We start from the raw sequence: 20,990 nt of genomic DNA, 5'->3' as shown, positions 1-20,990 counted from the left end.
TGTTAGCCCGGCCTAGTCAGCAATGGATGAACCAGCCGTGGACAATTTCGATCCCCGGACAAGGGGCCGAGGGATGAGCGAAGGACCGATCCGCCTGCCGAAGGAGCGCATGGCGCTGCTTTTTGCGGTCATGCTGGTGACCGCTGCGGGCAACACCGCGATGCAGTCGGTCATGCCCTCGATCGGCACCCGGCTTGGCATTGCCGACGTCTGGGTGAGCCTTGCCTATTCGTGGTCGGCGCTGCTGTGGGTGATGATGGCACCCTATTGGGCGCGCCGGTCCGACCGTCGCGGCCGCAAGGCGATGATGGCGCTGGGTGTCACCGGCTTCATCTCGTCCTTTGCCCTGTGTGGCATGATCCTGCACTTCGGCCTAGATGGCTGGTTCGGCGCGGGCCTGACCATGGCACTCTTCGCCCTCGCCCGTTCGCTCTATGGCGGTTTCGGCTCCGCTGCGCCGCCCGCCGTGCAGGCCTATGTCGCCAGCCGCACCGGCCGGGCCGACCGCACCAAGGCGCTGTCGCTGGTGGCCTCGAGCTTCGGCCTCGGCACAGTGCTCGGGCCCGCCCTCGCCCCGCTGCTGATCCTGCCGGGCCTTGGCCTCGTCGGCCCCTTCGCCATGTTCGCGCTGTTCGGGATCATCGTGCTGGTCCTGCTGCGCACCCGCCTGCCCGATGACGATCCGCGCTTTGCCGCGCGCGGCGAGGTCATGTCCGCTCCGTTCAGCGCCTCGTCCAACCCGCGCATGGTCGAGGAGCATCCCGATGGCAGCCCGGACGAATTGCCCGAAGCCGAACCGCAGCACCTCGGCATCGACCGCCTGCGCTGGACCGATCGCCGCCTGCGCCCCTGGCTCGTGGCAGGCCTGATAGGTGGCCATGCGCAGGCCATGGTCCTTGGCGTGATCGGCTTCCTGCTGCTTGACCGGCTCGGCCTGCGCGGCGACCCGGATGCCGGTGCAGGCCCGGTCGGCCTGGTGCTGATGTGCGGCGCGGTGGCGACACTACTCGCGCAATGGGGCCTGATCCCCATGCTCGGTCTCGGCCCGCGCACGTCCACCCTGTGGGGCATGGGCCTTGCGGCCCTCGGGATCATCCCGGTCGCCACCGGGCAGGACCTGCACACGATCGCGGTGGGCTTTGCCATCGCCTCGATGGGCTTCGGCCTGTTCCGCCCCGGGTTCACCTCGGGCGCAAGCCTTGCCGTCTCGCCCGCCGAGCAGGGCCAATCCGCCGGAATCGTCGCCTCGGTCAATGGCGCGGCCTATATCGCCGCACCGGCCATTGGCGTGTGGCTCTACAACCATTCGCAGTGGCTGGCCTGGGGCGTGATGGAGGTGCTGTCGCTGGGCGTCGTGCTGCTCTGCCTCTTCGCCATGAGGCGCGATCCCGCCTGAACCGCCTGATCACTTGCCACCGCGCTCGTTTGGCTCCAAGCGCACCGGTGCAATGACCGCACCCCGGCAATCACAGACAGTTATCGCGCGTGGCGCAGGATCGAACGCGCTCAGCTTCGTGATCCGCTTCGCGGCGCGGGCCTCGTTCCTCTACGTCGGCGCACGGCTCTATGGTGCGGCCAACTACGGCGTGTTCACCATGGCCAGCGCGATGGTCGAACTCGCCGCCCCCGTCGCCAGCCTCGGCCTCAAGCGCATGATCTTTCCCTGGCTGGAAGAGGCGACGCAAGGCGAACAGCCACGCGGAGCGACGCACGTCCTGCTCGACGCGCTCCTGCTTGCCACCCTTTCGGGTCTGGTGGTCTCGGCGCTGCTGGTCCTGCTGGCTGAAGCCCTGCCGGGCAGGATCGTTTCAGACAGCCTGCGCCTCGCGCTTGCCCTGATCGCACCGGCGGTGCTCGGGCAGGTCATCGGCGACATTGCCCTCGCCGCAACGCGCTGGACCCACAAGATGCGCTACGAAGTCATCGCGCGGGGCCTTGTCGAGCCCTATGTGCTGACCGCGGTGGCCTTCGGCGCGTGGTATATCGGGCTCGAACAGACCGGCATGGTCATCGGCTACTGGGCCGGATCGGTCGCGCTGGTGCTGTTCTCGGTGTGGAGCGCAAGACATTGCCTCGGTCCGCTCCACTTGCGCCGCTGGCGTCCGCACCCGGCCGAACTGCTCCGTCGCGCCCGCGCCCTGGCGCCGGCCAGCGGCAGCGATTTCCTGACCACGCTTGCCCAGCGCATCGATCTCTATCTCGTCGGCTTCCTTCTCGGCGATGCTGCGGTCGGCGTCTATGGCGTGCTGCGCCAGTTGCGCACGCCGATCCTGCAGGTTCGGCAGGCCTTCGACGGCATCCTCACTCCGCTGACCGCGCGCACGATGATGACCGATGGCGACGTTGCCACCGGCAAGGCGACTGCGGCCGCCACGCGCGTGATCCTGACGATCCAGCTCGGCGTCGTCCTGCTCATGGCCGCGACGGGAGAGGCCCTGCTCGACCTTTTCGGCGCGCATTACGCAGGCGGTTACGCGGCACTGCTGGCGATGGTGCTGGCCGAGACCGTCAACGGCGCGTTCGGCGTGTCCGAGATGATCCTCTATTACCGCCGTCCGGCCCTGGCGCTGCAGGTCAACCTGATCCTGATCGTGATCGCCGCGCTCGCCATCCCGCTGCTGACGCCGCAGTACGGCATCCTCGGTGCGGCCTTCGCCATGCTGCTGGCGGCGCTGGTCGCCTCGTTCATGCGGCGGCACTGGCTTTCAGGCCTCGGCGTCCGGCCCCATCCCTTCCACGCCGCGATCCCGCTGCTTGCAGCCGGAACGTCAGTGCTTCTCGGCGTCTGGCTCGGCGGCCTTGCCAAGGTCAGCGCGCTGGCAGGTGCGCACCCCGTGGTGACCAAGGCCGTCTCGCCCCTGATCGCGCTTGCCTTCTACGGCACGTTCGTCGCGCTCTGGCGCAAGGCGCAGCCCGGCGTCCTCTCGCTCAATCGCTTCCGCGTCAGCTAGATTCTGGAAGCCGTGCGCTTGGCGGCGCGGTTGTGCAGCTGGACCGAGATCAGCAGCAGCAGGTTCAGCACCACCACCTGGTAGAAGAAGTAATAGACCGGGCTGCCCGCGATCATCGCCAGACCCAGCACGATCGCGCGCGGGTTGGGGCCGAGCAGCTTGAGGAAATTGAGCAGCGGCTTCTGCTCGCGCGCCACTTCCGCCCGGATCGCCTCGAGCCTTGGCTGATCGCTGGTGGCCAGAGCGCCGCGCACGGCCTGATCGACCTGATGGGCGTGGGGAGTCATACCCGCGGCGAGGAACAGGTAGCCCTTGGTGATCAGCTCGAACAGCCGGGCAATCGGCCCGCGCGAGCCGAACACGCCGTCGCTGTTGTCCTTGGCATTGTTCAGCCAGGGCACCGCATAGGTCCAGTACTGGTAGAACCGGCGCTGCACCTCGACGTGGTTGGACTGGACGATATGGCTTGCCCCAGCCCCCAGCGTCCATGCCCATGCGGCACCTGAGCCGATCTGGCGGGTCAGCACGAAAGCGAGCAGCACATAGAGCACGATGTGGCTGACATAGTCGCAGACGCCGTCGACCATTTCACCGATCGGGCTGGACTTGCCGGTGATCCGTGCAAGGTCGCCGTCCGCGCCGTCGACCACGTGCCACGACATGTGCAGCGCCATGCCCAGCATCGCGCCCATCGGCCAGCCGAGCGCCCAGGTGCCGCCGGTCGAATCCATGTTGAAATAGACCACGCCCGCCGCGACGACGAGCAGCCCGCCGAAGACCGAGACCATGTTCGGCGTGAGCGGCGTATGCGCGAGCAGCCTCGCCAGCCGCCATGCCAGCGGGTGGTAGAGGTGATAGTTCAGCCCGTCCTGCAATTCCCGCGGACGCTTGGGGCGTTCGATGGCCCCCGTCCGATTCCCCGCGTTCACCCGTGCGACCCCTTGATGCCGTGCCAGACAGAATGTGCATCCCGCCGATGCCGTCTTGGCGCATCAGGTAGCGGTGTCTATAGGCCGTGGAAAGAGCCTCCGATGCTCTGGATGAGGCACCCACGCTTGAATACCCCGTTTTCCGTCGCGATTCCGGCCAGTTCCTACCTGCGTCGCCGCATCGGCGGCATCAGCGGCGTGGCGCGCGGGGTGATTCTCGCCGATCTCGTCGGAGCGGCCTCGATCGTGATCGTGGCCGATTCCCCGGTGGCCGAGGACTGGCACCGCAGCTTTGCCATGCGCACCCGGTCCTTGCCGCAGGTCAGCTACGTATCGCCTTCCGATCCCTTGCCGCCGGGCACTGCCCTGCTTCCGGCCGAAGCGCAGCCGACCAAGGCGGCGCTTGAAGCCCTGCGCGAGGACCCGGCGCTGGTGCTTGTCCCCGGCGACCCGCGCCTGATCCGCGAGAGCAGCGACCATGGCACCGTCATGGCCCTGCTGCGCGCGACGCTGAAGCCCACCGAGGGGCCGGTGGGGCGGTGGATCAACCGGCCGATCTCGTTCCGCATGTCGGCGCTGGCGATGAAGTTCGGAATCGGCCCCGATCCGATCACCTGGTTCACCCTTGCCCTGGCGATGGTCATGGCAGTGATCCTTGGCCAGGGCGGGGTCGAGTGGCTGGCGCTAGGCGGCTTCCTGTTCCAGGCCGTCTCGGTCACCGACTGCGTCGATGGCGACATTGCCCGCGTTTCCTGGGCGATGAGCCGGCGCGGCGCGCTGCTCGATACCGCTTGCGACATGGTCGCCAACCTCGGCTTCGTGATCGGCCTGATGACCGGCGTGATCCGCACCTATGGCATTGATTACGCATGGATTGCGCTGGCTTGCGTGGTGCTGCTGGTGAGCGGCATCATCGCCATGAGCGTGCTCGTCCGCATGGGTCCGAAGCGCGGCAGCTTCGATGTGCTGCGCGCCGCGCTCGAACAGCGGCTTGATGGTCGGCCCGTCCTGCAGACCGTGACCCTGACGCTGGAGCGCCTGTTCAAGCGCGACGTCTACGTACTTGTGGCCTGCGTGTTCTGCCTGCTCGGCCTTGCCTGGGTCCTGCCGGGAATGCTGCTCGGAGGCCTGTGCATCTGGCTCGGCGCGGTGGCCTGGTGCGCCCCGCTGATCGCTGCCGACAGCGAGGGAATGCTGCTTCCGCCGCACATGCGGCAGCTCTGAAGCGGCATTTCCAACTCTCCCCCAACTCGGGGCCAACTCCCCCGCAACTCTGGGACAACTCTACGACAACTCTGGCGCAACCCTGTTGCAACTGTGGCACCCTTTGGTGCTGCATCGCGGCATCAGTGGCCCCCACCCCTTGCGCGATGCGTTGCGTTCCCCCAAATTGACCCGGAAGCGACCGCAACAAGGAACCGGGATAAAACATGAAGGGTGTGATCCTTGCTGCGGGCCGTGGCAGTCGGCTCGGCGATGCGACCGAGTCCCTGCCCAAGCCGCTGATGGCGGTTGCCGGCCGGACTTGCCTCGATTTCGCGATCGAGGCACTGCTTGCCGTGGCCGGTGAAGTCATCGTCGTCACCGGATACCGTGCTTCGTTGATCGAAGAGCACATCGCTGCCGAATGGCCCGACGCGCCGGTCAGGACCGTGCGCAACGGCCAGCTTGAAGCAGGCAACCTGACCTCGCTCGGCGCGGCACGGGAACTGATCGGCGATGCGCCCTTCGTGCTGACCAATGCCGACCACCTGTTCCCGGCCGACATGTACACCCGCCACTTCACCACCGAGGCTGCGGGCCGGACCGTGGCCGTCGCCTGCGAGCGCGAGCGGCCGGTGCTGCCCGACGAGATGAAGGTGATCGAGAAGGACGGCGCGCTGCAGGCGATTTCCAAGACCCTGCCCAAGTACGACGGCGCCTATATCGGCACGACTTTCGTGCGCGAAGTAGCGCGCGCCGGCTACTGGGCAGCATTCGACCGCGTGCGCGAGACCAAGGATCTTGCCACCGCCTCGGTCGAGATGGTCCTGCACGAACTGGCGCAGGACGAGGCGACTGCGCCGCAGGTGCGCTGGCTTTCGGGCCTCAAGTGGTTCGAGGTGGATACCCCCGAGGATCTGGCCGTGGCCCGCGAAAGCCTGACCGCGTGAGCGCAGAAGGCGAAGTCCGCGTTCTGGTGTTCGACCTCGACGGCACGCTGGTGCCGACGATGGACGACTATGCCGACCGCGCGGCGCAGCTGATGGAAGAATCGTTCGGCACACCCTTCGACCAAGCGCGCCGCTCCTATTTCGCCACGTCCGGCCTGCCGTTCGAGAAGCAGTTGCGCCAGCTCTATCCGGGCCAGGATACCGATCCGGTGGCCCAGCGCTTCGAGGACTGGAAGGACGGCTACCTGACCGGAATCGCCATCGCACCAGACACCGCCGCGCTGCTGCAGCAGTGGCGCGACCGGGGCCTGCTGGTGGCGATATCCTCGAACAACCTTGAACACTATGTCGAACGCCTCGCGCGCGACTGGCCCGTCGACATGGCGCTCGGCTATCGCGCGCCTTCGGCCGGAGATCCGGGCTTTGCCAAGGGCGAGCCGCACTTCCGCGCGATCGAGGAACGCTTCGGAATCGCGCGGGGCGGATTCCTGTTCACCGGAGATTCACCGAACGACGCCCACATCGCCGCTGCCGCGCGGGTGCGCTTTCGTGCGCTCCTGACCGACGCGTTCGCTCCGGACGATTTCGAGAGGGCGGTTCCGGGGACCCGGACCCTGACAAGTCTTGCCGAACTTGGTGACCATATTGCCACGGTTGCCGACCCGGTTGCAGGCCTGTAGGGGCGATCCGGCAAAACGGACTATCGCGGGCAGCATTTTTCGGTTAAGGGCGCGGTCCCATCGGAAATTGCTGTGGCTTGCGCGCCCATACTTTGGTGCAGTGCAGGCGGCACGATTGCGAGCAGGGAGTGGGGATTGCAAGGTCTGCCATGACCGGCGGTTCCCCGCTTCGTCTTGACGGACTGAGGATTCGGCTTGCATTCGATGGCATTTCGGTATTTTGAGGCAGTTTGATTACAGCCGCCGCAGGGCGCCTGTCTGAAGGGATCGTTATTCATGAAGCCAATCAAGGTCGCCGTGATCGGCGTGGGCAACTGCGCTAGCTCGCTGGTGCAGGGTGTAGCCTACTATCGCAACAACAACTCGTCGCAGGGCCTCATCCACGACCGCATTGGCGGATATGGCGCCGGTGACGTCGACTTCGTGCTCGGCGTTGACGTCGATGCGCGCAAGGTCGGCAAGGACATCGCCGAAGCCATCTTCGCTGCACCGAACAACACCACCGTGTTCCAGCCGAACGTTCCGATGACCGGCGGCAAGGTGATCATGGGTCGCGTGTCGGACGGCGTTGCCGCGCACATGACCTCGGTCGGCGAAAAGGGCTTCATCGTGGCCGACCAGCCCGAAGCCACCCAGGCCGACATCGTCAAGGCCCTCAAGGACTCGGGCGCCGAAGTTCTCCTGAACTTCCTCCCCGTCGGTTCGCAGGAAGCCACCGAATTCTACATGGAATGCGCGCTTGAAGCCGGCGTTGCCGTCGTCAACTGCATGCCCGTGTTCATCGCTTCGACCCCGGAATGGGAAGCGAAGTTCCGCGAGAAGCGCATCCCGATCGTCGGCGACGACATCAAGGCGCAGGTCGGTGCAACCATCGTCCACCGCGTGCTCTCCAGCCTGTTCGCCGCCCGCGGCGTCAACGTCGAGCGCACCTACCAGCTCAACACCGGTGGCAACACCGACTTCATGAACATGCTCGACCGCCAGCGTCTGGGCAGCAAGAAGGAATCGAAGACCGAGGCAGTGCAGGCCATGCTCGCCACGCGTCTCGAGGACGAGAACATCCACGTCGGTCCTTCGGACTATGTTCCGTGGCAGAAGGACAACAAGCTGTGCTTCATCCGCATGGAAGGCCAGCAGTGGGGCAACGTTCCGATGAACCTGGAACTGCGCCTGTCGGTTGAAGACAGCCCGAACTCGGCCGCTTGCGTGATGGACGCGATCCGTTGCTGCAAGGTCGCGCTGGACCGTGGCGAAGGTGGTGCGCTGATCGGCCCGTCGGCCTACTTCTGCAAGCACCCGCCGCAGCAGTTCAACGACGACGTCGCCGCCCAGATGGTCGACGAGTACGCCTCGGTCGAGAAGCTCGCCGCTGAATAAGCTGCAGTTTCACTGACGGATTGAAAGGCCGACCCGACGCAAGTCAGGTCGGCCTTTTCATTTGCCGCCGAAACCTTTACCCGGAGCGACCATGGATGCGCTGATCATCGCTGCCGGTTTCGGCAGCCGCCTTGCCGAGCTTTCTCCTTCGAAGCCGATGACCCCGGTCGCGGGAGTGCCGCTGATCGAGATCGGCGTGCGGCAGGCAATGCTGGCGGGCGTCACCCGCGTGGTGGTCGTCACCGGCCATCAGGCCGATCTGCTTGAAGCCTTCCTCGCTGACCTTTCGGTTCGCGCCGGGATCGAGATCGTGCCGGTGCGTCTGACCAACTGGTCCACGCCCAACGGCCACTCCGTCATGGCCGGGGCGACGCGGTGCGAGGGCAACTACCTGCTGATGATGGCCGACCACATGTTCGAGGCCGACATTCTCGAGCGGCTGATCCACGAACACCGCCCGGACTGCGCGGTGACGCTGGCGGTGGACCGTCGCATCGACAATCCGCTGGTCGATCCCGAGGATGCGACCTGGGTGAAGATGGACGACGAGGGCATGATCACCGCCATCGGCAAGACCATCACGCCCTACGATGCGGTCGATTGCGGCGCGTTCCTCGCCACGCCGGATCTGGCCAAGGCGATCCACGAGGCGATTGCCGAGGGCAAGCCGGGGAGCCTGTCGGACGGCATGCAGCGCCTGGCCGATGCCGGACGCGCCGGCACGATGGACATCGAGGATGCCTGGTGGATGGACGTCGACGATCCGCGTGCGCATACGCTCGCCGAAGAGCTGGCGCCGTGGCATCTGGCGCGCACTTTCGCGGATATCGGCGTGCCTGCGGGCGAGTAAGCCTGCCCGCCACAGCTTTTCACCGACAGGGCCCACTCCAGCCCCTCCCGCGAGCGGGAGGGGAGAGCAGCGCTATCCGATCAAGGATACTTGAGGTGGATGCGGGTCGACAGGCCCGACTTCGAGATGTTCAGCCGCACCGAGCGGAACGAGGGAATGCTCGCGATCGTCGGCGGGTTGTTGGAAAAGCCGAAGCCTTCCTCGGGCAGGCCGAGCACGCCGCTGCGCTTGAGGTTCCGGCTGCTGTCCTCGTCATGATAGACCGCCAGCGCATAGACGCCGGGCTTGGGCACGTAGAGGCACATGCGCGTTTCCGGCGCGGTCGCATCGACGCGGCCGACATACATTGAGCCCTTCTTGACGAGGAACTTGCGCGGCTCGTCCGCATAGAGCGTCACCGCCATCAGCCCGTTGCCGTTGCGCACGCCATCGACGGTGACGTTGATGTAGGTGTCGCTCACCGGCCCGGCGCAATTGGGGCCGTTGGCATTGGCGGCGGTGCTGCCGGTCATGAGAGTGGCGGCGAGCGCAGTGGCAGTCAAAGCGGCCGCGGCGCGCAACCGTTTCGGCTTGGTCATGTCAAAAAGCCCCGATTTCGATGTTTCCTGCGGCAACCGCTTGTTCCACGTGCCTTCATTGAAAGCCCACGCAGCGCCTTTTCTCTTCCCCGCCACATCCAATAACGGCGGTTGTCTGGTTCGTTAAGTAAGATTCGTGCCGTGAATAGCGGCTGAACCCGGCCCTTGTCCGGCGTTCATGATCCATAACGCAGCAAAACCGGGACATTGCGTGTGGATAATGCGCCCGGTGGCGCTTGTTCCGCCGATTCGCCAACGGTAAGCGCGAGGAATGGGGTGGCTATGCCCGGGCGCATGCGCGTTTACCAATCCGCCTGCCACCCGCTGCAGGAAGATGTCCAGATGACCCCGCTGATTTCGCCCTCGATCCTTTCTGCAGACTTCGCACAACTGGGCGAGGAAGTGCGCGCGATCGACGCCGCCGGGGCAGACTGGATCCATGTCGACGTGATGGACGGCCACTTCGTGCCCAACATCACGATCGGGCCGATGGTGGTGAAGGCGCTGCGCCCGCACACGACCAAGCCGTTCGACGTGCACCTGATGATCTCGCCGGTCGATTCCTACCTGCAGGCCTTTGCAGATGCGGGGGCGGACATCATCACCGTGCATCCCGAAGCCGGCCCGCACATTCACCGCACGGTGCAGGCGATCAAGGGACTGGGCAAGAAGGCGGGCGTATCGCTCAACCCCGGAACCCCGGCGAAGATGCTCGATTACCTGATCGATGACGTCGATCTGGTCCTGATCATGAGCGTGAATCCCGGCTTTGGCGGGCAGAGCTTCATTTCCAGCCAGCTTCGCAAGATCGAGGCGGTGCGGAAGATGATCGACAAGTCGGGCCGGGACATCCACCTCGAAGTCGATGGCGGGGTCGATACCCGCACGATCCGCTCCTGCGTCGATGCCGGGGCCGATGTGCTGGTGGCCGGAACCGCCACGTTCAAGGGCGGGCCCTCGCAATATGCTGCCAACATTGCCGCGCTGAAGGCCATCGGCGCGGGGCAGGCCTGACATGGAGAACGGCGGCTTCCCCGATCTCGGAAGTCGCCCGGCGGACGCTGGCCGTTCCGCCAAGGCATCCGCCATCCCGCTCGAGGCGACGAAGGAGGAACCGCTGGCTGATCCGACGCCCGAGCCGTCCACCCGTTATCTGCCGCTGGAGGACGACCGTCCCGATCCGGCAGTGATCGAGCCCGGCCGCGCGCTGGCGCTGGCCGATTTCGCCCCGCCTGCCATCGGCGCCGGCGATCGCCTGGTGCGGTTCGCCTATAGCCTCGGCCTTCCCGCCAGCGCGATCCACCCTTTCCGCAAGCGGGCAAAGACGCGGCTGACGGCCACGGTCACCCCGCCGCTTCCGGGCGATGCGGCAGCCGGCAAGGCCTTGCGCGCCGGGCATTTCCTCGTCCACGGCTACAAGTCGCCGATTGCCGACACCGCCTTCTCCGGCCCGCGCCTGCCACCGGCGTTCGAGCGGATGGTCCATGGCTTCCGCTGGCTGCGCGATCTCGAATCCGGCGGCACGCGGGCGCAATGCGTGCAGGTGGCAGAGCGCATTCTCGGCACCTGGCTCAATGCAAATCCCAAGCCTGATCCGACGCCTGCCTGGGACGTCGGCAATGTCGGGCACCGCCTGCTGAACTGGATGGTCCACGCGCCGCTGATCCTTTCGGGGCAGGACCGCGCCCTGCGAACGCGGGTGCTGCACACGATCGAGGACACCGCGCGCTGGCTGGACCGGCGGGTGACCAAGGCGGATGACCGGCTGTCCGAAGTGGCGGGCTGGTGCGCGCTCGTCGCGGTCGGCCTGCTAATGGCCGATGGCAAGCCGCGCCGGCTCTATGGCGAGGCCGGGCTGGTCAAGGCGCTAGGCGAACTGGTGGGTGACGATGGCGGCGTGCTGTCGCGCAGCCCGCTCTGCCAGATCGAGGCGATCGAGCTGCTGGTGGAACTGCGCGCCTGCTACGAGGCGATCCGGGCCGAGCCGCTGCCGCAGATCCAGACGATGCTGACGCTGCTGGTGCCACCTTTGCTGGCGCTGCTCCATGGCGATGGGGCCTTGGGCAACTGGCAGGGCGCGGGCGCAGTATCCGCCGAGCGGATCGAGGAACTGGTGCGCGCGAGCGGCATCCGCACCCGGCCTTTGCGCGATGCGCGTCAGTGGGGCTACCAGCGCGCGACGGCGGGCAAGACCGTGCTGCAGTTCGATGCCGGACCGCCGCCGGTAGCGCGGCACACGCGCGATGGCTGCGCCTCGACGCTGGCCTTCGAGCTGAGCCATGGGGCGGAGCGGCTGATCGTCAACTGCGGCGGTGCGGCCTTTGCCGGGGGCATGATCCCGCTGCGGCTCGAACAGGGCCTGCGCGCCACGGCGGCGCATTCGACGCTGACGATCGACGATTTCAACTCCACCGCCGTGCTGATCAACGGCAAGCTGGGATCGGGCGTATCGGAGGTCGAAGTCGATCGCCGCACGCTCTCGGCCGAGGGCGCAGGGCCGGGCGCAACGCGGATCGAGGCGAGCCACAACGGTTATGTCAGCCGCTATGGCCTGACCCACCGCCGCATCCTGATCCTGCGCGACGATGGCACCGAACTGCGCGGCGAGGACCTGCTCGTGCCTTCGGGCCGCAAGGGCAAGCGCGGGATGATCGGCGTGGCCCTGCGCTTCCACCTGGGGCCGCATATCGAGCTGGCGGCGAGCGCAGATGGCAAGGGGGTGACGCTCAGCCTGCCCGATGGCAGCCTGTGGCAATTCCGATCTGGCCGCGATGGGGTCGGAATCGAGGAATCCCTCTGGGCAGACGGGCTCGGACGGCCTATCGGCACCCGGCAACTGGTCGTGACGGCCAAGGTTCCCCGCAGCGGCGAGAGCTTCTCGTGGCTGCTGAAGAAGATGCGATAGATAGGAATTCCCACGTGAGCGAGGTTACGATCAAGCGGGCGCTGCTTTCGGTGTCCGACAAGTCCGGTCTTGTGGATCTTGGCAAGGCACTGGCAGCGCGCGGCGTCGAGCTGCTGTCGACCGGCGGCACCGCCAAGGCCCTGCGCGATGCAGGGCTGAGCGTGAAGGACGTGTCGGAGCATACCGGCTTTCCCGAAATGATGGACGGCCGCGTCAAGACGCTGCACCCGACGATCCATGGCGGGCTGCTGGCCGTGCGCGACAACCCTGAACATGCTGCCGCGATGGCCGAGCATGAGATCGGCGCGATCGATCTCGTCGTGGTGAACCTCTATCCGTTCGAGGCGACCGTGGCCAAGGGCGCCGAGCGTGACGAGGTGATCGAGAACATCGACATCGGCGGGCCGTCGATGGTGCGCTCGGCGGCCAAGAACCACGATTACGTGACGATCCTGACCGACGCTGCGGACTACGCCGCGTTCCTCGGCGAACTGGAGCAGACCGGCGGCGCGACGACGCTGGCCTTCCGCCGCAAGATGGCGGCCAAGGCCTATGCGGCGACCGCAGCCTATGACTCGGCGATCTCGCAGTGGTTCGCGACGGTCGATCAGGGCGAGCACTTCCCGCCCGTCCTCGCCGCCGCGCACACCCGCGTGACGACGCTGCGCTATGGCGAGAACCCGCACCAGGACGCGGCGCTTTACGTGCCCCGCAATCCTGCCGTGACCGGTCTGCCGCAGGCGACGCAGGTGCAGGGCAAGGAACTGTCCTACAACAACTACAACGATGCCAACGCGGCACTGGAACTGGTGGCGGAGTTTGCCGGGGCCAAGCCGACGGTGGTCATCGTCAAGCACGCCAACCCCTGCGGCGTCGCCACCGCGGACACGCTGCTCGACGCGTGGAAGGATGCGCTGGAGTGCGACTCCGTTTCGGCGTTCGGCGGCATCGTGGCGACCAACGTGCCGCTCGACGGACCGACGGCCAACGCGATCTGCGAGATCTTCACCGAAGTGGTCGTGGCGCCGGGCGCCGATGATGCCGCCAAGGAAGCCTTCGCGCGCAAGAAGAATCTGCGCCTGCTGCTGATCGACAGCCTGCCCGATGCCAATCGCAAGGGCCTGACCACCGTGCCGATCGCAGGCGGCCTGCTGGTGCAGGATCGCGATGCCGGCAAGATCGACAAGGCCGACCTCAAGGTCGTGACCAAGCGTGCGCCGACCGAACAGGAACTGGAAGACGCCCTGTTCGCCTGGACCGTGGCCAAGCACGTCAAGTCGAACGCGATCGTCTATGCCAAGGACGGGGTGACGGCAGGCATCGGCGCGGGCCAGATGAACCGTCGCGATTCCTCGCGCATCGCTGCGGCCAAGGCCAAGGAAGCAGCCGAGACGCACGGCTTTGCCGAAGTGCGCACGGTGGGCTCTGCCGTCGCTTCGGACGCGTTCTTCCCCTTCGCCGATGGCCTGATGGCAGCGGTCGAAGCAGGCGCGACCTGCGTGATCCAGCCGGGCGGCTCGATCCGTGACGAAGACGTGATCAAGGCGGCTGACGAAGCTGGCCTCGCCATGGTCTTCACCGGCATGCGCCACTTCCGGCATTGAGGCAAAGCAACTGCTGAATGCCCACCCCCAACCCCTCCCGCATGCGGGAGGGGAGCGAGACTTACTGAACGCAGTGAAGTTAGTCGCAGCGGGGTGGGTATTCGGAGCTCTCGTATTTGCAGACGGAAAAAGGGCCGGCCCCGCGTGGGGACCGGCCCTTTTCGATGCCGTCCAAGGCAGCTGAAATCAGCGGTAAAAGATGTGGCTGTCGACGCGGGCCATGCGGGTCTTGTCCCAGCGGGGCGAGACGCGGGCGGCGTGGAAGAACATGGCGCCTTCGACCGGGCTCTTCCACAGGCCTTCATCGGCGATCTTGGCGATGCGCACGGCGGTCTGCCAGGCGTGGCTGTCGCGGTTGATGGCGGGCATCGAGCGGCCACGCACGAACGAGAACTGCGAGGGCTGGTAGACCACGCCGCAGTAGGAAGCGGGGAAGCGACCGGAGTTGGCGCGGGCCACGATCACGCGGCCGACTGCGAGCTGTCCGGCAAGGGTTTCGCTTTTGGCTTCGAAGTAGACGGCGCCGGCAAGGCACTCGAGCTCGTTCGAAAGCGCGGAAGGAATCTGGGTTTCCTCGACCAGCTCGGAAAGCGATGCCGCGTCGGCGGCTTCAGCTTCGATGGCAGCTTCGGGCGTTGCAGTGGCAACAGGCTGAACCACGGGCTGGGAGATGAAGGTCGCGGTGATCGCGGCCGGGGTGGTGATGGACTGCGCAGAGGCGTGGGATCCGCCAGTGCTGAGAAGCGTTGTGATGAAAGTCGCAGCTATGCTCAGGCTAGCGGCGTATTTGAACTTGGTGCTCATACTCTGTCGTCAATAGGCGGTGAACTTCCGTCCATGGCGCGACAGGACACCGGTGAGCGCGAGAGAACCCCGCGTGCCGGTCTGCTGCCGAAGGGCCATGTCGGTTGCCCCCCGTCTGCGTGCCAGTGCCTTGGGCCTTGTTGCCGTCGGTCACCGCCTGCGCAAAAATCGGTAGGGCGCCTTTATTGTGCGCTGCGGCAGAGTCAACCCGTGTTCAGGCAGGGGAAAGGTTGTCCCGGACGAAGCGTTCGCGATCCGCGACAGTCAGTTCGACTATCCACACATCGGGATCCTGCCGCATTCTACGGTCCAGATAGTCTTCGAATTCCTGTTTATTGTCAGATACTTGGGCCTTGGAAACGCGCCATTTGCGACGTCCATCAAGGTCTGGCATCCGTTCGTAGAGAACGCCAAGCGACTGATTTTCCAAGATAACAAGCAGGATGGTGCCACCGTCCCGCTCACCCTTGTGCAGGACCATGGCAAAGCCGCCGCCGGCCTGAACCGTGCGGACGAGTCCCTGGACTTCGAGATGTGCGGGCAGGCGTGAATCCACCGCCGAACCGCTCAATCGAGCGCGGCGCGCAGGCCGGCGTTGTAGCCATCCAGGCTGGACAGCGGGATGCGCGAGCGCTGGAACGTGCCGGTGCCACGCCCCACTTCCTCGCCATCCTCATCGATCAGCCGCGCTTCGGCGACGAGCACGCGGCGTCGGCCCGAGACCCAGTGCCCTTCCGCCGTTACCCGCCCACCCTTGATCGGGCGGCTGAAGAACAGGTTGAACGAGGTGGTCAGCAGGAAGCGGTCGGTGACGAGCGTGTTGGCGGCATAGAACGCGGCGTCGTCGAGCATCTTGAAGTAGATGGTGCCATGGGCGGCGCCCGCCGCGTGGAAGCACGATGGCGTCACGTCGAAATGGATGCGCGACAGGCCTTCACCGACGACTTCAAGCCGGGATTCGAACAGGTTGTTGACCGGGGCCGAGGCATAGAGGCCTTCGAGCGCGCGCCAGTGCAGGCTTGCGCTGTCGGCGCTGGCCTCAGGCGGCATCGCGATCGATGACGTTGACGAGCAATCCGTAGATCGCGTCGGCGTCGGTTGCAGAGACGAGGCGTTCGTGCATGCGTTCATCGCGCATCAGGCGCGAGATCGCGGCCAGCGCCTGAAGATGCGTGGCGCCCGCCTGCGAGGGCGAGAGCAGGCCGAACACGCAATCGACCGGCATCCCGTCGGCCGCGGCAAACTCGACCGGGTTTTCAAGGCGGAAGAAGACCGCAACCGGGCGATCCAGCCCGTCGATCCGCGCATGGGGAATGGCAACGCCGCGACCGAAGCCGGTGCTGCCGAGCTTCTCGCGCTCCTCGATGCCGTCGATCACCACATTGGCATCGAGTCCGTACACCGCAGCAAAGCTGGCCGCGAGATCGGCAAGGATCTGCTGCTTGGTATCGGCCCGCATGACGCGGACAGCCTGGGGATCGAGTTGAAAGAGAGCCGACATACGGAAAAAACGTATCACATAAGTGCAAAGGCACGGTGAATTGGGGCGCGCCATGCTCCCGAATGCCGCGGAAGGCAAGCGCAAAGCGATTCCGCGGGCCCCGGTATCACGGCGTGCGAAGGAGGCACTTGCGCCTCCTTCGCGTCACCTGTGCAAGCGCCTTACTTGGGTTCGACCCAGCCGATCGAACCATCGCCGCGGCGGTAGACCATGTTGTGAACGCCGGTGCCGGCATTCTTGAACAGGAGCGCATTGGTGTTGCGCAGATCGAGCATCATCACCGCGTCGGAAACGCTGGCGGTGGGAACGTCGACGCGGGTTTCGGCGATGACCAGCGGCGCGTCTGCCGGTTCCTCCTCGCTCGCCTCGTCATGAACGAAGACCGTGTAGGCCGCTTCCTGCACCTGGAAGTTGGCCTCATCAGCCTTGCGGGCGTGATCGGCGCCTTCGTGGCGATCCTTGATGCGGCGGCGATAGCGGCGCAGCTGCTTCTCGATCTTCTCGGCCGACTGGTCGAGCGCGACGTGCGCGTCCTGGGCAATGGCGCTGCCCTTGAGGATCAGGCCCTGCGTCACGTGGGTCACGATATCACATCGGAATCCGCCGTGCGGGGCCTTGCCCAAGGTGACGTTCGAGGAAAGCGCTCGGGAAAAGTGCTTGTCGACGATGGCGCCGAGGCGCTCCTCGGCATGGGTCTGCAGCGCAGCGCCGGTTTCGACCTGGTGTCCCGAAACGCGAATATCCATAAGTCACTTCTCCTGTCACTCGGGCGAGACGCCCGGTCGTCCTCAACCCCGGACCATGCGGCCGGGTTTCAGCGCGACCAGATCGGCTCGGCAAAGCCCGCCATGAATTCGGCATGACGGGCAAGCTCCTCGGCGCTCGCGGCGTGCGGGCGCGGGGAACGGAATGCGCGGGTCAGGCTGGAGGAGACGGTGATCGACTCCTCCACCACGACAAGACCGGCTGCCCCTGCGGCATCTGCCGCCAGTTCGAGGCCGATCTGCCGCCCGCCCATCAGCTCGACATAGAGCTGGGCGAGCAGTTCCGCGTCCAGTAGCGCCCCGTGCTTGGTGCGGTGGCTGCGGTCTATGCCGTAGCGCGTGCACAGGGCATCGAGGCTGAGCTTGGCACCGGGGTGCTTGCGCCGCGCGATGGCCACCGTATCGACCATGCGATCGCGGCTGACGGGTTCGCGCCCGCACATTTCCAGCTCGTTGTTGATGAAGCCGAAGTCGAATCCGGCGTTGTGCGCGACCAGCGGCGAGTCGCCGAGGAAGTCGAGCAGCGCGTCGGCTTCGGCGGCGAACTTGGGCTTGTCGGACAGGAACGTGATCGACAGGCCGTGCACGGCCTCGGCCTCTGCCGGCATGTCGCGCTCGGGATTGAAGTAGCAATGGAAAACCGCGCCCGTGGGCACCCGGTTGACCATTTCGACACAGCCGATCTCGACCAGCCGATCCCCGCTTTTCGGGTCCAGTCCGGTCGTCTCGGTATCGAAAACGATCTCACGCATTGAAGAATATGTGGACCCCTCCGCCGTGGCTGACAAGGGGGTGGGAGGGTTACCGACCGAGGTTTTTTTCCCGGATGGCCGCAACCAGCGCGGCAACTTGCGCCTCCGTCTCGGAGAGGGTGACGCCGGTATCGATGACATGGTCTGCGCGCGCGCGCTTCTCGGCGTCGGGCACTTGCAGCGAGAGGATATGGGCAAACTTTTCGGGCGTCATGCCGGGGCGGGCAAGCACGCGCTGGCGCTGAACCTCAGCCGGGGCAGAGACGACCATGACCGCATCGAGATCGCTGCCGTGGCCCTTTTCGTAGAGCAGCGGGATGTCGAAGACGACGAGCGGTTCGCCCATGTGTTCGACCATGAAAGCATGGCGCATCCGCGCGACGGCGGGGTGGACGATGGCCTCGAGCCGCTTCAACGCTTCGGGATCGCCAAAGACCTGTGCGCCGAGTTCCTGACGCTTGACGCCTTCCGGGCCTGTCGTGCCGGGGAAGGCTTGCTCGATTGCGGCAAGCAGTTCGCCGCCGGGGCCTTGCAGATGGTGGACGGCGGCATCGGCGTCGAACACCGGCACGCCCAGTTCGCGCAGCATCAGCGCGACGGCGGACTTGCCCATGCCGATCGAGCCGGTAAGACCGAGAACAAAGGGGCGGCTCATGCCAGGATCCTTGCGCGCAGCTCGGCGTCGGCTTCCCCGCGCGGCGGCGTCGCGCCGAAGAAGCGGCGAAAGGCGTAGTCGGCCTGTCCGATCAGCATCGAAAGGCCATCAACGGTGCGGAATCCGGCGGCTCTGGCGGCCTTGAGGAATTCGGTCTCGAGCGGGCTGGTGACGATGTCGTAGAACACCGAACCCGGCGGCGCGTGAGTCATGTCGAAGGCGAGCGGGGGCTGGCCGGTCATACCGAGCGAGGAGGCGTTGACCACCAGATCAAAGCAGCCTTCGCGGTCATCGAAAGCAAAGTCGGTGGCATCGGCGAAGTGATCAAGCGGGGCGACGTGGTGTTCGCCCTGCGGGTCGAGTTCGTCGAGGAGGGCGCGGGCCTTGTCGACATTGCGGCCCGCCAGCACGAGGACGATGTGCTCATCCGCCAGCGCGGCGATGATCGCCCGCGCGGCGCCGCCGGTGCCGAGAACGCGAGCCATGCGGAAATAATGGGTCTTGGCCAGCTCCTCGCGCAGGGGTTCGAGGAAGCCGGGAGCGTCGGTGTTGTACCCCACGAGCGCGCCGTCTTCCGGCACGATGGTGTTCACCGCACCGATGCGCTCCGCCAGTGCATCAAGCCGGTCGAGGAGCGGAATTACCGCCTGCTTGTGGGGCATGGTCACGTTGCAGCCGCGCCAGTCGGGATCGGCGCGACGGGCGGCAAGGTAGTCAGCCAGACCCTCGGCCTTGACGTGCGCACGGTCGTAGCGGCCCTCCAGCCCAAGCTTCTCGAGCCAGAAGCCGTGGATCACCGGGGACTTGGACTGTGCGATCGGATCGCCGATCACTTCGGCGTAAGGAACACTCAAGACGGCAACTCACCCTGTTCGCGCAATGCACCGAGCAGGGCCAATAGCGGCATCCCCAGCACGGTGAAGTGGCTGCCTTCGATCTGTTCGAACAGCTGCACGCCCAGCGCCTCGATCCGGAACACGCCGACGCAGCCCGAAACCTCTGGCCACTCCCTGTCGAGATAGCTCTGGATAAATGCGGGAGAAAGCTCTCGAACCCGCAGTTTTGCGGTCTCGCAGGTTTTCCATATCACTAGGCCATCGCGCATCAGGACGGCGGCGGAATGGAGGTGCATGTCCTTGCCGGAGAAGAATTCGAGATGTTCGGCGGCATTCTCGCGGCTCGTCGGCTTGTCGAACTGGCGGCCGCAGACTTCGACCATGGAATCGCCGCCCAGCACGAGCCGTCCGGGCATGGCGAGCGAGACGGCAAGCGCCTTGGCCTCGGCCAGGACGCTGGCGATCTGGCAGCCGGTGACGCCAATCAGTTCGCGCTTGATGGCACTTTCGTCGACATCCGAAGAACGCGCCTCGAAAGGCACGCCCGCAGCCTCGAGCATCATCTTGCGCGAGTAGCTCTGGCTCGCGAGGACAAGAGTCATATCGGTTTGGCTCCATCGCCGCCCGCTCCGGCGGTGCGTTCGTTGTAGAGATTGATCACGGCAGCGGCGGTTTCCTCGATCGAGCGGCGCGAGACGTCGATCACCGGCCAGCCGTTGTCGGCGAACATGCGCCGCGCGTATTGCACTTCGCGCGTCACTTGATCGTTGTCGACATAGGCGGTTTCGGGCGCCTGGTTCAACGAAAGCAGGCGGTTGCGGCGCACCGCGATCAGGCGCTCCGGGCTGGTGGTGAGGCCCACGACCATCGGCCGGCGCAGCGAAAAGAGCATCGACGGCGGCGGGCTTTCCACGACGATCGGGATGTTCGCCACCTTGTAGCCGCGATTGGCGAGGTAAATCGAGGTCGGCGTCTTCGAACTGCGCGAAACGCCCGCCAGCACGATGTCGGCTTCTTCCCAATTCTCCCAGTTCACGCCGTCGTCATGGGCAATTGTGAACTGGATCGCATCGACGCGGCGGAAATAGGCCTCGTCCATCATGTGCTGGCGGCCGGGACGGCCCTTGGCCTGGACGCCGAGCTGCTGCTGCAGAGCATCGGTCACCGCATCGAGCGCCGGGACCATCGGCAGGCCAAGGGCAACGCAGCGCTGTTCGAGCCGCTCGCGCGTTTCGGCATTGACCAGCGTGAACAGGACAAGCCCCGGATTTGCCGCGATTTCGCCCATGATGCGATCGAGATGCTGCATAGAGCGGACCATCGGCCAGAAATGGCGCACGACATCAGCACCATCGAACTGCGCGAGCGCCGCCTTGGCGATCATTTCCAGCGTTTCGCCGGTGGAATCCGACAGGAGGTGCAGGTGCAGGCGCTGCATTTGCGGGCTTTCGGTGGATATCCGGGCAAGGTCGGGATGACCCTGTGGAAACAGCACCGATAAACCACGGGACAGAGTCAGGGACAAGTTTCCACGTCGGATTCACCCTCGTTCCGAGTCATCTTCCGGGGCACTTGTGGACAAGTGGACAGTGTTTTCCCCAGCCTGTGGAGAGCGGTGAGAACTTCGCGTTGACTCATGCACTGTCCAGAG

General features: G+C 65.8%; 22 protein-coding genes. 10 read left to right on the top strand and 12 right to left on the bottom strand.

All coding sequences use genetic code 11. The features are described 5' to 3' along the window. Positions 1-73 precede the first annotated feature (73 nt). Positions 74-1,396: an MFS transporter gene (locus tag I2488_RS08150; RefSeq protein WP_196275298.1), complete on the top strand. Its 1,323-nt coding sequence runs from the start codon at positions 74-76 to the stop codon at positions 1,394-1,396. A gap of 52 nt (positions 1,397-1,448) precedes the next feature. Next, complete coding sequence (locus tag I2488_RS08145) at positions 1,449-2,951, top strand: lipopolysaccharide biosynthesis protein (protein WP_196275297.1); 1,503 nt, start codon at positions 1,449-1,451, stop codon at positions 2,949-2,951. Here the strand turns inward: I2488_RS08145 and I2488_RS08140 are convergent. Then, positions 2,948-3,880, bottom strand: coding sequence for a CDP-alcohol phosphatidyltransferase family protein (locus I2488_RS08140; RefSeq protein WP_196275296.1), 933 nt, complete (start codon positions 3,878-3,880; stop codon positions 2,948-2,950). The genes I2488_RS08145 and I2488_RS08140 overlap by 4 nt on opposite strands. Before the next feature lie 126 nt (positions 3,881-4,006). On the opposite strand from I2488_RS08140, the gene I2488_RS08135 reads away from it, so the two are divergent. The 5 genes from I2488_RS08135 (at position 4,007) to I2488_RS08115 (ending at position 8,940) form a co-directional block, all read left to right on the top strand. Continuing rightward, entirely contained in the window at positions 4,007-5,104 is a 1,098-nt protein-coding gene (locus tag I2488_RS08135; RefSeq protein WP_196275295.1) for a CDP-alcohol phosphatidyltransferase family protein, read from the top strand. 206 nt (positions 5,105-5,310) lie between these two features. Continuing rightward, positions 5,311-6,033 carry a phosphocholine cytidylyltransferase family protein gene (locus tag I2488_RS08130; protein ID WP_196275294.1) on the top strand — a complete coding sequence of 241 codons (723 nt, stop codon included), beginning with the start codon at positions 5,311-5,313 and terminating at the stop codon, positions 6,031-6,033. Further along, positions 6,030-6,713 carry a haloacid dehalogenase-like hydrolase gene (locus I2488_RS08125; RefSeq protein WP_196275293.1) on the top strand — a complete coding sequence of 228 codons (684 nt, stop codon included), beginning with the start codon at positions 6,030-6,032 and terminating at the stop codon, positions 6,711-6,713. Before I2488_RS08130 ends, I2488_RS08125 begins: the two co-directional genes overlap by 4 nt. Before the next feature lie 276 nt (positions 6,714-6,989). Next, positions 6,990-8,090: an inositol-3-phosphate synthase gene (locus I2488_RS08120; RefSeq protein WP_196275292.1), complete on the top strand. Its 1,101-nt coding sequence runs from the start codon at positions 6,990-6,992 to the stop codon at positions 8,088-8,090. 91 nt (positions 8,091-8,181) lie between these two features. Further along, entirely contained in the window at positions 8,182-8,940 is a 759-nt protein-coding gene (locus I2488_RS08115) for a phosphocholine cytidylyltransferase family protein (RefSeq protein WP_196275291.1), read from the top strand. An 80-nt stretch (positions 8,941-9,020) separates the two neighbouring features. Here I2488_RS08115 and I2488_RS08110 read toward each other — a convergent pair whose 3' ends face one another. Further along, positions 9,021-9,518: a DUF2141 domain-containing protein gene (locus tag I2488_RS08110; RefSeq protein WP_196275290.1), complete on the bottom strand. Its 498-nt coding sequence runs from the start codon at positions 9,516-9,518 to the stop codon at positions 9,021-9,023. A 342-nt stretch (positions 9,519-9,860) separates the two neighbouring features. Between I2488_RS08110 and rpe the strand changes: the two genes are divergently transcribed. Genes rpe through purH form a run of 3 tightly spaced genes read left to right on the top strand, consistent with a single transcriptional unit; the run spans position 9,861 to position 14,027 of the window. Then, entirely contained in the window at positions 9,861-10,532 is a 672-nt protein-coding gene (gene rpe, locus I2488_RS08105) for a ribulose-phosphate 3-epimerase (protein ID WP_196275289.1), read from the top strand. A gap of 1 nt (position 10,533) precedes the next feature. Beyond that, positions 10,534-12,423 carry a heparinase II/III family protein gene (locus I2488_RS08100; protein ID WP_196275288.1) on the top strand — a complete coding sequence of 630 codons (1,890 nt, stop codon included), beginning with the start codon at positions 10,534-10,536 and terminating at the stop codon, positions 12,421-12,423. Positions 12,424-12,437: 14 nt separating this feature from the next. Further along, positions 12,438-14,027, top strand: coding sequence for a bifunctional phosphoribosylaminoimidazolecarboxamide formyltransferase/IMP cyclohydrolase (purH, locus tag I2488_RS08095; RefSeq protein WP_196275287.1), 1,590 nt, complete (start codon positions 12,438-12,440; stop codon positions 14,025-14,027). A gap of 186 nt (positions 14,028-14,213) precedes the next feature. Here purH and I2488_RS08090 read toward each other — a convergent pair whose 3' ends face one another. From I2488_RS08090 to I2488_RS08045, 10 genes are all read right to left on the bottom strand, one after another. Beyond that, entirely contained in the window at positions 14,214-14,831 is a 618-nt protein-coding gene (locus I2488_RS08090; RefSeq protein ID WP_196275286.1) for a cell wall hydrolase, read from the bottom strand. A gap of 214 nt (positions 14,832-15,045) precedes the next feature. Next, positions 15,046-15,402 (bottom strand): DUF1491 family protein, encoded by a 357-nt coding sequence (locus I2488_RS08085; RefSeq protein ID WP_214652275.1) that lies wholly within the window; start codon positions 15,400-15,402, stop codon positions 15,046-15,048. Continuing rightward, positions 15,399-15,881, bottom strand: coding sequence for a PaaI family thioesterase (locus tag I2488_RS08080; protein ID WP_196275285.1), 483 nt, complete (start codon positions 15,879-15,881; stop codon positions 15,399-15,401). The genes I2488_RS08085 and I2488_RS08080 overlap by 4 nt, the downstream gene beginning before the upstream one ends. Beyond that, on the bottom strand, positions 15,871-16,332 hold the full coding sequence (locus I2488_RS08075) for a PTS sugar transporter subunit IIA (RefSeq protein WP_196275284.1): 462 nt from the start codon (positions 16,330-16,332) through the stop codon (positions 15,871-15,873). The genes I2488_RS08080 and I2488_RS08075 overlap by 11 nt, the downstream gene beginning before the upstream one ends. A gap of 161 nt (positions 16,333-16,493) precedes the next feature. Beyond that, positions 16,494-17,078, bottom strand: a complete 585-nt coding sequence (gene hpf / locus I2488_RS08070) for a ribosome hibernation-promoting factor, HPF/YfiA family (protein WP_196275283.1) — start codon at positions 17,076-17,078, stop codon at positions 16,494-16,496. A gap of 68 nt (positions 17,079-17,146) precedes the next feature. Next, the gene (gene dnaQ, locus I2488_RS08065; RefSeq protein ID WP_196275282.1) at positions 17,147-17,848 is read right to left on the bottom strand and encodes a DNA polymerase III subunit epsilon; all 702 of its coding nucleotides are present in this window, start codon (positions 17,846-17,848) and stop codon (positions 17,147-17,149) included. A gap of 49 nt (positions 17,849-17,897) precedes the next feature. Next, positions 17,898-18,503 (bottom strand): dephospho-CoA kinase, encoded by a 606-nt coding sequence (gene coaE, locus I2488_RS08060; protein ID WP_196275281.1) that lies wholly within the window; start codon positions 18,501-18,503, stop codon positions 17,898-17,900. Continuing rightward, a complete protein-coding gene (gene aroE / locus I2488_RS08055) occupies positions 18,500-19,357 on the bottom strand; it encodes a shikimate dehydrogenase (RefSeq protein ID WP_196275280.1) in 858 nt (285 codons plus the stop codon). Before aroE ends, coaE begins: the two co-directional genes overlap by 4 nt. Then, on the bottom strand, positions 19,354-19,941 hold the full coding sequence (locus I2488_RS08050; RefSeq protein WP_196275279.1) for a Maf family protein: 588 nt from the start codon (positions 19,939-19,941) through the stop codon (positions 19,354-19,356). The genes aroE and I2488_RS08050 overlap by 4 nt, the downstream gene beginning before the upstream one ends. Further along, positions 19,938-20,777: a pyruvate, water dikinase regulatory protein gene (locus I2488_RS08045; protein WP_196275278.1), complete on the bottom strand. Its 840-nt coding sequence runs from the start codon at positions 20,775-20,777 to the stop codon at positions 19,938-19,940. Before I2488_RS08045 ends, I2488_RS08050 begins: the two co-directional genes overlap by 4 nt. Positions 20,778-20,990: the final 213 nt, after the last annotated feature.

This window comes from Novosphingobium jiangmenense (assembly GCF_015694345.1).
In the GTDB taxonomy this organism is placed as follows: Bacteria; Pseudomonadota; Alphaproteobacteria; order Sphingomonadales; family Sphingomonadaceae; genus Novosphingobium; species Novosphingobium jiangmenense.
The sequence above is the reverse complement of the archived record's forward strand: the minus strand, read 5'-3'. Positions and strand labels throughout refer to the sequence as shown.

Coding starts and splice junctions, on each gene's coding strand:
- I2488_RS08150 (WP_196275298.1), top strand. CDS start 74: ATGAGCGAAGGACCGATCCGCCTGCCGAAGGAGCGCATGGCGCTGCTT.
- coaE (WP_196275281.1), bottom strand. CDS start 18,503: ATGAGCCGCCCCTTTGTTCTCGGTCTTACCGGCTCGATCGGCATGGGC.
- dnaQ (WP_196275282.1), bottom strand. CDS start 17,848: ATGCGTGAGATCGTTTTCGATACCGAGACGACCGGACTGGACCCGAAA.
- I2488_RS08120 (WP_196275292.1), top strand. CDS start 6,990: ATGAAGCCAATCAAGGTCGCCGTGATCGGCGTGGGCAACTGCGCTAGC.
- hpf (WP_196275283.1), bottom strand. CDS start 17,078: ATGGATATTCGCGTTTCGGGACACCAGGTCGAAACCGGCGCTGCGCTG.
- I2488_RS08115 (WP_196275291.1), top strand. CDS start 8,182: ATGGATGCGCTGATCATCGCTGCCGGTTTCGGCAGCCGCCTTGCCGAG.
- I2488_RS08145 (WP_196275297.1), top strand. CDS start 1,449: ATGACCGCACCCCGGCAATCACAGACAGTTATCGCGCGTGGCGCAGGA.
- I2488_RS08100 (WP_196275288.1), top strand. CDS start 10,534: ATGGAGAACGGCGGCTTCCCCGATCTCGGAAGTCGCCCGGCGGACGCT.
- I2488_RS08075 (WP_196275284.1), bottom strand. CDS start 16,332: ATGTCGGCTCTCTTTCAACTCGATCCCCAGGCTGTCCGCGTCATGCGG.
- I2488_RS08045 (WP_196275278.1), bottom strand. CDS start 20,777: ATGCAGCGCCTGCACCTGCACCTCCTGTCGGATTCCACCGGCGAAACG.
- I2488_RS08050 (WP_196275279.1), bottom strand. CDS start 19,941: ATGACTCTTGTCCTCGCGAGCCAGAGCTACTCGCGCAAGATGATGCTC.
- rpe (WP_196275289.1), top strand. CDS start 9,861: ATGACCCCGCTGATTTCGCCCTCGATCCTTTCTGCAGACTTCGCACAA.
- I2488_RS08090 (WP_196275286.1), bottom strand. CDS start 14,831: ATGAGCACCAAGTTCAAATACGCCGCTAGCCTGAGCATAGCTGCGACT.
- I2488_RS08080 (WP_196275285.1), bottom strand. CDS start 15,881: ATGCCGCCTGAGGCCAGCGCCGACAGCGCAAGCCTGCACTGGCGCGCG.
- I2488_RS08110 (WP_196275290.1), bottom strand. CDS start 9,518: ATGACCAAGCCGAAACGGTTGCGCGCCGCGGCCGCTTTGACTGCCACT.
- I2488_RS08130 (WP_196275294.1), top strand. CDS start 5,311: ATGAAGGGTGTGATCCTTGCTGCGGGCCGTGGCAGTCGGCTCGGCGAT.